The sequence below is a fragment of the Streptomyces sp. NPDC001941 genome (assembly GCF_040296945.1).
Taxonomy (GTDB): domain Bacteria; phylum Actinomycetota; class Actinomycetes; order Streptomycetales; family Streptomycetaceae; genus Streptomyces.
The window spans coordinates 19,814-28,899 of record NZ_JBEOYE010000107.1 but is presented as its reverse complement, the minus strand read 5'-3'; the positions used below and the strand labels follow the sequence as shown (position 1 = coordinate 28,899).

Here is a 9,086-nt window from a genome sequence, read left to right as displayed (position 1 = left end):
CGCGGGGCTGGCGGCGGGCGTGGGCGTGCAATCGCTTGTCGGAATGGGGGTTTTGCCCCCGTTTCGTTGGGGCGGGGCGTCCGGGGCGCGGGGGCGCCCCGCACGTGGGGGTGGTGGTACGGGACCGTGGCCCCGCTCCGTACGGGATGCCTCAGCCGCGGCGGCGGCGCGCCGCCGCGTACACCCGGCTGCGGTCGGCGGCCAGTCGGTCGAGCGGCGCGGCCACGCCGTCCGGCAGGTGCAGCGGGTCGAAGTCCGGTTCGGCGGCGGGTGGCCGGGTGCCGGTCAGGGTGAGAGTGCCGAGCGGCACCTCGCGGTCGGAGGACCACGGGCGGGTCGGGTCGTGCACCTCGTCGCCGGGCGCGGGCAGGTGGGCCACCAGGTCGAGGCGGGCCGGGAGTTCGGCCGCAAGTCCCTGGGCGAGGTAGCCCGGGGGCCGGCTGAGCGCCTCCTCCTCGGTGAGCGGGCCGGTGGGCCGGTGCGGGCGCCAGCCCAGTCGGGCCCAGGTGACCGTTCCGGCCGCGTCGGCCAGGCCGAACGCGTGCACCGAGTGGTAGGCGAGGCCGGTGAAGGCGGCGGCCGGGCGTGCCTGTCCGGCCAGTTCGAGGGCGGCGGCCGCCTCCGGGTGGCGTGCCGCGAACGCGGGAACGGCGGTTGCGGGGTCGGCGGAGTTCGCGGCCCGCAGGAACTCGACCATGTCGGGTCCGTTGCGCACGAAGAACACCGGGAGCGTGAACATCACCAGGTCGAGGTCGCCGAGCCGGACGGCCAGGCCGTGGTCACCGGGGGACCCGTCGTGGCCGTCCGCGCCGCCCAGCGTGCTGGAGAAGCGGGCCACGGCCGGGGTGGCCGGCGCGGCGAACACCGCCGCGCGGCTCAGGGCGGGCGCGCCGGATGACGGGGTGAACTCGCCGGTGGCCCAGGCGCCGCGGGCGTGCAGGAGGCGGTCGCCGGTCCCGGCGCCGGTCGCCGCGGCGACCTGCTCGGCGAGCCGGGCGCCGTCGTCGAAGGAATTGCTGGTCATGACGGTGAAGGTAGGCATCCGGGGCACCGGGGCGCATCGGTCACCGTATCGGTACCGGTCGGTCGCCTCCGGTACCGCGGACGCGGGCCGCGTGGGTGGTCCGTACGAAACGAGGGAACGAGCTGTGGAAGTACGACGCGGGCAGAAGCTGGAACTGGACCGGGTGCTCGCCGGGGCCCGCGCGGGCATGGGCGAGGCCGTGGTGCTGTGGGGGGATCCGGGCATCGGCAAGACGGCGCTGCTCGAGTACGCGGCCGCGCACGCGACCGGCTTCACGGTGCTGGCCTGCCGCGGCAGCCGGATGGAGTCCGGGCTCGCGTTCGCCGGGCTGCACGGGCTGCTGTGGCCGCTGATGGACCGGGTCGCCGCGCTGCCGTCGCCGCAGGCCGCGGCGCTGCGCGGGGCGCTCGGCTTCAGCGGGGACGTCACGGACCGCTTCCTGGTCGGTGCGGCGACGCTCACCCTGCTCAGCGGGCTCGCCGCCGAGCGGCCCCTGCTGGTCACCGTCGACGACGCGGGCTGGCTGGACGAGCCGACCGCCGAGTGCCTGGCGTTCGTCGCCCGCCGGGTGCACAGCGAGCCGATGGCCCTGCTGCTGACCGCGCACGGCGACCCGGGGGCGGGCGGCCCGTGGGAGAGCCTGCCCGCGCTGGCCGTTCCCCCGCTGGACGACGTGGAGGCCGCGCTGCTGGTCCGCGCCGCGGTGCCCGGCGTGGACGAGGGGACGGTGCGGCGCACCGTACGGGCGGCCGGCGGGAACCCGCTGGCGTTGCGTGAACTGCCCACGCTCGTCTCCGGTCCAGGGGAGCGCCTGCCCATCGGGCCCCTGCTGCGCCGCGCGTTCGGCTCCCGCATCGCCCAACTCCCGCCCACTACGCGGACGCTGCTCCTCGTGGCTGCGGCCGAGGACCGGGGCGACGCGCGTCTGGTGCGGGAGGCGGCGGCCGTGCTCGGAGCCACGGCCGCCGCCTGGGACGAGGCGGTGCGCTCGGGGCTGCTCGCCGTGCCGGACGGCCGGGTGCGGTTCCGGGCGCCCCTGGTCGGCGCGGTCGTGTACGAACAGGCGCTCTTCCCCGAGCGGCGGGCGGCGCACCGGGCGCTGGCCGAGGCGCTGCGCGGGGACGGCGACGGGGAGGGCCTGCGGGCCTGGCACCTGGCGGCCGCCGCCGAAGAGGCCGACGAGGAGGTCGCCGCCCTGCTCGAAGGCACCGCCCGTACGGACCGGACGCGCGGCGGTTACGCGTCCGCGGCCCGGGCGCTGGGCCGGGCCGCGGAACTGTCGCCCCGGCCCGAGGACGCCGCCCGGCGCTTCGCCCTGGGGGCCCGGGCCGCCTGGGAGTGCGGGCAGGTCCGCACGGCGCGCGACCTGCTCGACCGGGCCGGGCGGCTGGTGCCCGAGGCGGCGGTGGCCGGGGACAGCGACGGACTGGCCGGTGTCATCGAGTTCGCCCACGGCGACCAGGAGCGCGCCCACCGGCTGCTGCTGCGCGACACCCACGCGGTGCACGGCCACGCGCGGGCCCTGGAACTGGCCTGCCTGGCGGTACGGGCCGGCTGGTCGGCCGACCTCCCCGCGCAACAGGCCGCCGCGCTGTGCCGGGTGGCGGAGCTGGCGGCGGACACGGACGCGCCGGAGGCCGCCCTGCTGCCCGCGCTGCGCCAGTGGTGGGGCAGCGGCCCGGACACCGGGACGGTCCTGGCCGAGGAGGGCGTCGCCCTGCTCGGAGCCGCGTCCTGGAGGCTGGTGCCGCCCGCCCCACTGGCCCTGGCGTGGGGCGCCGAACGGGCCCTGGCGGAGGCGTTCCGGCGCAAGCTGGCGGAGCTGCGGCGTACCGACGCGTCGAGCGCCCTGGCCCTGACCGTGCCGCAGACCGTCACCCTGGACATCGCGGCCGGGCGCTGGTCCGAGGCGACGGCGAACGCCACCGAGGCGCTGCGCCTCGCGGAGGAGATCGGCGCCGACCACGCGATCTCGCAGTGCCGCAACTCCCTCGCCTGGCTGGCCGCGCTGCGCGGCGACGAGCAGGCCGTGGGCGAACACACCGCCGCCACCCTGCGGTTGTCCGTACCGCGCGGGGTACGCGCGCTGACCGCGGCCGCCCACTGGCACCAGGGCCTGTCCGCCCTGCTCGCCGGGCGCCCCCAAGAGGCGCTGGACCGCCTCGCGTTGCTGACCGAACCCGGTCACCGCGCGGCCCACACCACCTTCGCGCTGCTCGCGGCGGCCGACACGGTGGAGGCCGCCGTGCACGCGGGCCGCCCGGAAGCGGGCGAGCCCGCCCTGCGGGCCCTGTCCGCGTGGGCGGAGCAGACCGGGGCCGCCTGGGCGCGGGCCGCGGCCCACCGGAGCGCGGCGCTGCTGGGTGCCGACCGCGCCGAAGAGCTGTTCCGGCGGGCGCTGGACGTCCCGGGGGCGGCGGACCGCCCGCTGTGCCACGCGCGCACGCGACTGCTGTACGGGGAGTGGCTGCGCCGCGCGCGGCGGCGCACGGACGCCCGGGTGCAGCTCGCCGAGGCCGCCGAGACCTTCCGGCTCCTGGGCGCCGCGCCGCTGCTCGAACGCGCCCTGAACGAACAGGAGCTGACGGGCCAGCAGCTGCGGCGCGAGGCGGTCCGCGACGACGGCGCGCTCACCGCCCAGGAGTCACGGGTGGCGCGCCTGGCGGCGGAGGGGCTCACCAACCGGGAGATCGCCGCACAGCTCCTGATCAGCCCGCGCACCGTCGGCCACCACCTCTCCAACGTCTTCCCCAAGCTCGGGATCGTCTCGCGGGCGGAATTGGGCCGGGTGGACTTCGACAACGGGATGCGCCTGACCGGCACGCGCTGACCCGGGGGCGTGGCGTGGCTGGCCCGGGGGCTGGCCGTGGCTGACGCGGGGGCGGGGCTTGACTGACCCCGGTGCGAGCCGTGGCTGACCTTGGGGCGGGCCACGGCTGACGCAGAGGGCCGGACATGACGGATCCGCTGACCGATTTCACGGCGCGCGGATCTCCCTAACGTCGTCATCGTCCGGCTGACCCGCCGGACGGCTACCCAGGAGAAGCGCCATGAACAGCACCCCCACCTCCGACACGTCCGGCACCCCCGGCACTCCTGCCTCGCACACGTCCGGCACCTCCGGTACCTCCGCCTACGACACGATCGTGGTCGGCGGCGGCTCCGCCGGAGCCGTGCTGGCCGCCCGCCTCACCGAGGACCCCGACCGCGCGGTACTGCTCCTCGAAGCCGGTCCCGCGTACGAGCCGGAGGGCTACCCGGAGGCCGTGGCCTCCAGCAGCGTGCTCGGCGGCTGGACCGGGCACGACTGGGGTTACCAGAGCGAGCCCGGGTTCATCGGCCACCCCGTGGCCGCCTTCCGCGGCAAGGTGCTCGGCGGCTCCTCCGCGGTCAACGGCTCGGTGGCGGTGCGCGCCCTGCCCTCCGACTTCGCCCGCTGGTCCGAGGCAGGCCTGGAGGGATGGTCGTACGAGGAACTGCTCCCGGCGTTCAAGGCGCTGGAGTCCACGGCGGCCGGCGAGGACGCGCTGCACGGCCGCACCGGTCCGCTGCCGGTGACCCAGCTCGGCCTCGACGACGTCTCGCCGATGCAGCGCGCGTTCGTGGACGCGGCGCTCGCCGAGGGGATCCGGCCCGTGGAGGACTTCAACGGCACGGACCCGCACGGCGTCGGCCCGTACCCGATGAACGTCCGCGACGGGATCCGGGTCAACACCGGCATGGCCTACCTCACCGAGGCGGTCCGTGCCAGGCCGAACCTGACCGTCCGGGCCGGCACGCTCGTCGACCGGGTGCTCCTCACCGACGGGCGGGCCACCGGCGTGCTCCTCGCCGACGGGACCGAGCTCGCCGCGGAGCAGGTGATCCTCTCGGCGGGCGCCTACGGCAGCGCCGCGATCCTGCTGCGCTCCGGGGTCGGCCCCGCCGAGGACCTCGAAGCCCTGGGCATCCCGCTCGTCGCCGACCTGCCGGTAGGACTGCGCCTGCAGGACCACCCGTTCTACTACAACGCGTACGCCGCCGACCCCGACCGGATCGGTGCGCAGACGCCCGTGATCGGCGCGAAGGTGTGGACGGCGACCGCCGGGGCCCCCGACGGCGACCTGGACCTGCACATCACCGCCACGCACCTCTTCGACCACGCCACCAGCCCCACCGGTGTCGGCTTCGTGCTCGCCGTCGCGCTCGTACGGCCGCGGTCGCAAGGCACCCTGACGCTGACCAGCCGCGACCCCGAGGACGCGCCCCGCATCGACCTCAACTTCCTGGCCGAACCGGCCGACCGCCGCCGCCTGGTCGAGGGCATCCGCCTCGCCCGTCGCCTCGGCGCCGCCCAGCCGCTGGCCGCACTCACCGCGGGCGAGCTCAACCCGGGCCCGCAGGCGGTCGAGGAGGCCGACATCGAGGCTTCGATGCTCGCCACCCTGGACACGTACCACCACCCGACCTCCACCGCCCCCATGGGCGCGGACGACGACCCGACGGCCGTCACCGACCGGCTCGGAGCCGTGCGCGGCGTGCCCGGGCTGCGGGTCGTGGACGCCTCGATCTTCCCGGACGTGCCGTCGGCCGCGACCAACCTCACGGTCATCGCGGCGGCCGAGCACATCGCCCGCCAGATCTGAACCCGTTCCGCCCTCCCCTCCCTTCACCCCTCTCCTCCGTAAGGACCTTCCGCCATGCTGCACGCGCGCAACCACATCGACGGCCAGTGGGTCGACTCCGCCACGAAGACCGAGTCGCTCAACCCGTCCACCGGCCAGGTGCTCGGTACGTTCGCCGACGCCGGGGCCGAGGAGGCCCGGGCCGCGATCGCCGCCGCCCGGCGCGCCTTCGACACCACCGACTGGGCGCGTGACCGCAACCTGCGGGCCAGGGCGCTCTTCGAGATGGCCGACCACCTGGCGGCGCGCCGCGACGAGTTCGTCACGCTGCTGGCCCGCGAGAACGGCAAGGTCCTCGCCGAGGCCGCCTTCGAGATCGACCTCACCATCCCCAAGCTGCGCTACTACGCCTCGCTGGCCCTCAGCGACCACGGCAGCGCGGGCGAGGTGCGGGCCGGCCTGTACTCGATGACCCTGCGCGAGGGCGCGGGCGTCGCCGCCGTCATCGCGCCGTGGAACTCCCCGGTCGTCCTCGCCGTACGCTCCTTCGCCCCCGCCCTGGCGGCGGGCTGCACCGTCGCCATGAAGCTGCCCGGCCAGACGGGCCTGGTCAACGGCCTGCTCAGCGAGGTGATCGCGCAGACCGAGAGCCTCCCGGCCGGCGTCATGAACGTGTTCACCGAGTCCGGCAACGACGGCGCGCCGCTCCTCGTCTCCTCGCCGGACGTGGACGTCGTCAGCTACACCGGTTCCACCGTCGTCGGCCGCATGATCATGGCCAACGCCGCGCCCACGCTCAAGGCGCTCTCCCTGGAGCTGGGCGGCAAGAGCCCGATGCTCGTGTTCGACGACGCGGACCTGGACGTCGCCGTGCCGGTCCTGACCAAGGCCGTCACCACCTTCACCGGGCAGTTCTGCATGACCGGCAGCCGCATCCTGGTGCAGCGCGGCATCGCCGACGAGTTCCGCCGCCGCATGACCGCCGCGCTCGAAGCGGTGAAGGTCGGCCCCGGCGACGACCCGGCCAGCGAGATGGGCCCCCTGATCGACGAGCGCAACGCCCGCCGCGTCCAGGACGTCGTCGCCGACGCCGCCGGCTACGCGAAGGTGCTCGTGCGCGGTGCGCGCGACGGCGCGTTCCTCGCGCCCTCCCTGGTCGAGGTCGAGGACCTGGACGCGCCGATCGTGCAGAACGAGGTGTTCGGTCCGGTCGCCACCTTCGAGGTCTTCGACACCGAGGAGGACGCCGTCACCCGCGCCAACGCCACCGAGTTCGGCCTCGCCGCGTCGATCTGGACCCGGGACGTGGACCGGCCGCTGCGCGTCGGGCGCGAGATCAAGGCGGGCACGGTGTGGACCAACACCTGGGCGGTCGTCCACGACATGTTCGAGGAGGGCGGCTTCAAGCAGTCCGGCGTGGGGCGCCTCAACGGCGTGCGCGGCCTGGAGGAGTTCCAGGAGACCAAGCACTACGTGCACGCGGCGCCGCGCGCCTGAGCCGAGGCGATCGATCCGTACACGCTTCCCCCAGGAGCCCCCATGAGCCACACGTCCGAGAGCACTGCCCCCGTCTCGCGGCGGCGGGACGCCGTCCTGGTGGCGGCGCGCCTGGTGGATCCGGGGCACGAGGAGGCGTTCCAGGAGTGGGCGCGGGGCGTCCTGGCCGCCGCGTCCACCCTCCCCGGCCACCTGGGCGGCGGCCTCTTCCAGCCGTCCGGGGCCGGTGCGCCGTGGATCGTCGTGCACCGCTTCCGCGACCGGGAGGCGATGCGCGCGTGGACGGAGTCGCCCCAGCGGGCGGCCTTCTTCGACGATCCGCGGGGGCACCGCCACCACGAGGTGGCCCTGCGCGAACTGGCGGGCCTGGAAGCCTGGTTCAGCGCGCCGGGCGCACCGGCAGCCCCTCCGCCACGGTGGAAGATGGCGGCGAGCTCGGCGGTCGGGATCTTCCCGGTCTCGCTGCTCGGCAGCGTCTTCCTGACGCCGCACCTGACGGCGCTGCCGCAGGTGGCACGGACCGCCGTCTTCGCGGTGCTGTTCAGCGTGCTGATGACGTACGTGTCGATGCCGCTGGTCACCCGCGCCCTGCGCCGCTGGCTCGCCCCGGCGCCCCCGCCGCCCCACAGCACTCTCACATCAAATCCCAACCCACCCTTCAACAGGAGGACTTCATGACCACCGCGATCATCGGAACCGGGAACATAGGCGGCCGTCTGGCGGCGAACCTCGTCGCCGGTGGCGTCGACGTCCTGCTCGCCGGACGCGACCTCGGCGCGGCGCAGTCCCTCGCCGCCTCACTCGGCGACCGCGCGACGGCGGTCGCCGTGGAGGATGCGGTCGCACGGGCCGACGTGCTCGTCCTCGCCGTCTGGTTCGACACGACGAAGGAGCTGCTCGCCCAGTACGGCGACCAGTTGGCGGGCAAGGTCCTGGTGGACCCGTCGAACCCGATCGCGCCGGACGGCGACGGCGGCTTCGTCAAGACGATCGGCGCCGAGGAGTCCGCCGGGCGGATCCTGGCGGCCCTGGTGCCGTCGGGGGCCCAGCTGGTCAAGGCCTTCGGCACCCTCTCCGCCGAGACGCTCACCTCCGCGTCCCGCAGGACGCCGGAACCCGCCGTCGGCTTCTACGCGTCCGACGACGAGGCGGCGGGCAAGGCGGTCGCCGAGCTGATCACGGCCGCGGGGTTCGACCCGGTGCGCGTCGGAGGCCTGGCCGAGTCGATTCGCATCGAGGTCTTCGGCGACCTGCACGAGTTCGGTGCACTGGGCGGTCCCGTGGGCCGCGCCGAGGCCCTCGCCGCGCTGTAGGCGCCCGGCCTCCGGCGGCGTCGTACGCGCGGGCGCGGCGGCGCCGCCGGTCAGGAGGAGACGGTCAGGCGGTGACGGGGAGCAGCACCCCGCCGGTCAGCCGCACGAGCTCGTCCGCGGTGGTGGGGAAGACGGTACGGGGAGTCCCGCCGGCGGCCCAGAGCGTGGGGTACTCGGTCAGGGCGGCGTCCACGACCGTGGGCAGTGCGCGGGGGTGCCCGACGGGCGCCACGCCCCCGATCGCCTGGCCGGTGGCTTCGCGCACCTGCTCGGGGGTGGCGCGCCGGAGCGTGCCCCGCCCCCAACGGGCCGCGAGCGCCGAGGTGTCGACCTTGTGCCTGCCGCTGGCCATGACGAGGACGGGCTCGCCGTCGGAGACGAAGACGAGGCTGTTGGCGATCGCGCCCACCTCGCACCCGAGGGCGGCGGCGGCTTCGGCGGCGGTCCGTGCCGACGCGTCCAGTTCCCGCACCTGACCGTCGGCACCGGCCGCTTCGAGGGCGCGGGCGACCTGGAGGCTGCGGGTGGGGAGGGACTGATCCCGTTCCTGCCCCTGACTCTGACCCTGACCCTGGTTCTGGTTCTGTTGCTGATCCGACGCCATGGGGTGCCCCTTCTTCGCGCAGCGACCGAGCCGATCCGTTCCAT

General features: G+C 75.5%; 7 protein-coding genes. 5 read left to right on the top strand and 2 right to left on the bottom strand.

Annotated elements, in window-relative coordinates; genetic code table 11:
* Positions 1-151: 151 nt before the first annotated feature.
* Positions 152-1,024: a catalase gene (locus tag ABT160_RS40130; RefSeq protein ID WP_351653633.1), complete on the bottom strand. Its 873-nt coding sequence runs from the start codon at positions 1,022-1,024 to the stop codon at positions 152-154.
* 124 nt (positions 1,025-1,148) lie between these two features.
* Here ABT160_RS40130 and ABT160_RS40125 point away from each other — a divergent pair, with 124 nt between their 5' ends.
* The 5 genes from ABT160_RS40125 to ABT160_RS40105 all read left to right on the top strand — a co-directional run bounded on the left by ABT160_RS40125 (position 1,149) and on the right by ABT160_RS40105 (position 8,438).
* A complete protein-coding gene (locus tag ABT160_RS40125; protein WP_351653631.1) occupies positions 1,149-3,854 on the top strand; it encodes a helix-turn-helix transcriptional regulator in 2,706 nt (901 codons plus the stop codon).
* A 220-nt stretch (positions 3,855-4,074) separates the two neighbouring features.
* Entirely contained in the window at positions 4,075-5,649 is a 1,575-nt protein-coding gene (locus tag ABT160_RS40120; RefSeq protein ID WP_351653629.1) for a GMC family oxidoreductase, read from the top strand.
* Positions 5,650-5,703: 54 nt separating this feature from the next.
* Positions 5,704-7,125 (top strand): aldehyde dehydrogenase family protein, encoded by a 1,422-nt coding sequence (locus ABT160_RS40115; protein WP_351653627.1) that lies wholly within the window; start codon positions 5,704-5,706, stop codon positions 7,123-7,125.
* A 42-nt stretch (positions 7,126-7,167) separates the two neighbouring features.
* A complete protein-coding gene (locus ABT160_RS40110) occupies positions 7,168-7,803 on the top strand; it encodes an antibiotic biosynthesis monooxygenase (protein ID WP_351653625.1) in 636 nt (211 codons plus the stop codon).
* Entirely contained in the window at positions 7,800-8,438 is a 639-nt protein-coding gene (locus tag ABT160_RS40105) for an NADPH-dependent F420 reductase (RefSeq protein WP_351653623.1), read from the top strand. The genes ABT160_RS40110 and ABT160_RS40105 overlap by 4 nt, the downstream gene beginning before the upstream one ends.
* 64 nt (positions 8,439-8,502) lie before the next feature.
* Here the strand turns inward: ABT160_RS40105 and ABT160_RS40100 are convergent, their stop codons facing one another.
* Entirely contained in the window at positions 8,503-9,042 is a 540-nt protein-coding gene (locus ABT160_RS40100) for a YbaK/EbsC family protein (RefSeq protein ID WP_351653621.1), read from the bottom strand.
* Positions 9,043-9,086: the final 44 nt, after the last annotated feature.

What these genes read in the sequence shown, in the direction of transcription:
- ABT160_RS40105 (WP_351653623.1), top strand. Translation starts at nt 7,800, where the DNA reads ATGACCACCGCGATCATCGGAACCGGGAACATAGGCGGCCGTCTGGCG.
- ABT160_RS40120 (WP_351653629.1), top strand. Translation starts at nt 4,075, where the DNA reads ATGAACAGCACCCCCACCTCCGACACGTCCGGCACCCCCGGCACTCCT.
- ABT160_RS40100 (WP_351653621.1), bottom strand. Translation starts at nt 9,042, where the DNA reads ATGGCGTCGGATCAGCAACAGAACCAGAACCAGGGTCAGGGTCAGAGT.
- ABT160_RS40110 (WP_351653625.1), top strand. Translation starts at nt 7,168, where the DNA reads ATGAGCCACACGTCCGAGAGCACTGCCCCCGTCTCGCGGCGGCGGGAC.
- ABT160_RS40130 (WP_351653633.1), bottom strand. Translation starts at nt 1,024, where the DNA reads ATGACCAGCAATTCCTTCGACGACGGCGCCCGGCTCGCCGAGCAGGTC.
- ABT160_RS40115 (WP_351653627.1), top strand. Translation starts at nt 5,704, where the DNA reads ATGCTGCACGCGCGCAACCACATCGACGGCCAGTGGGTCGACTCCGCC.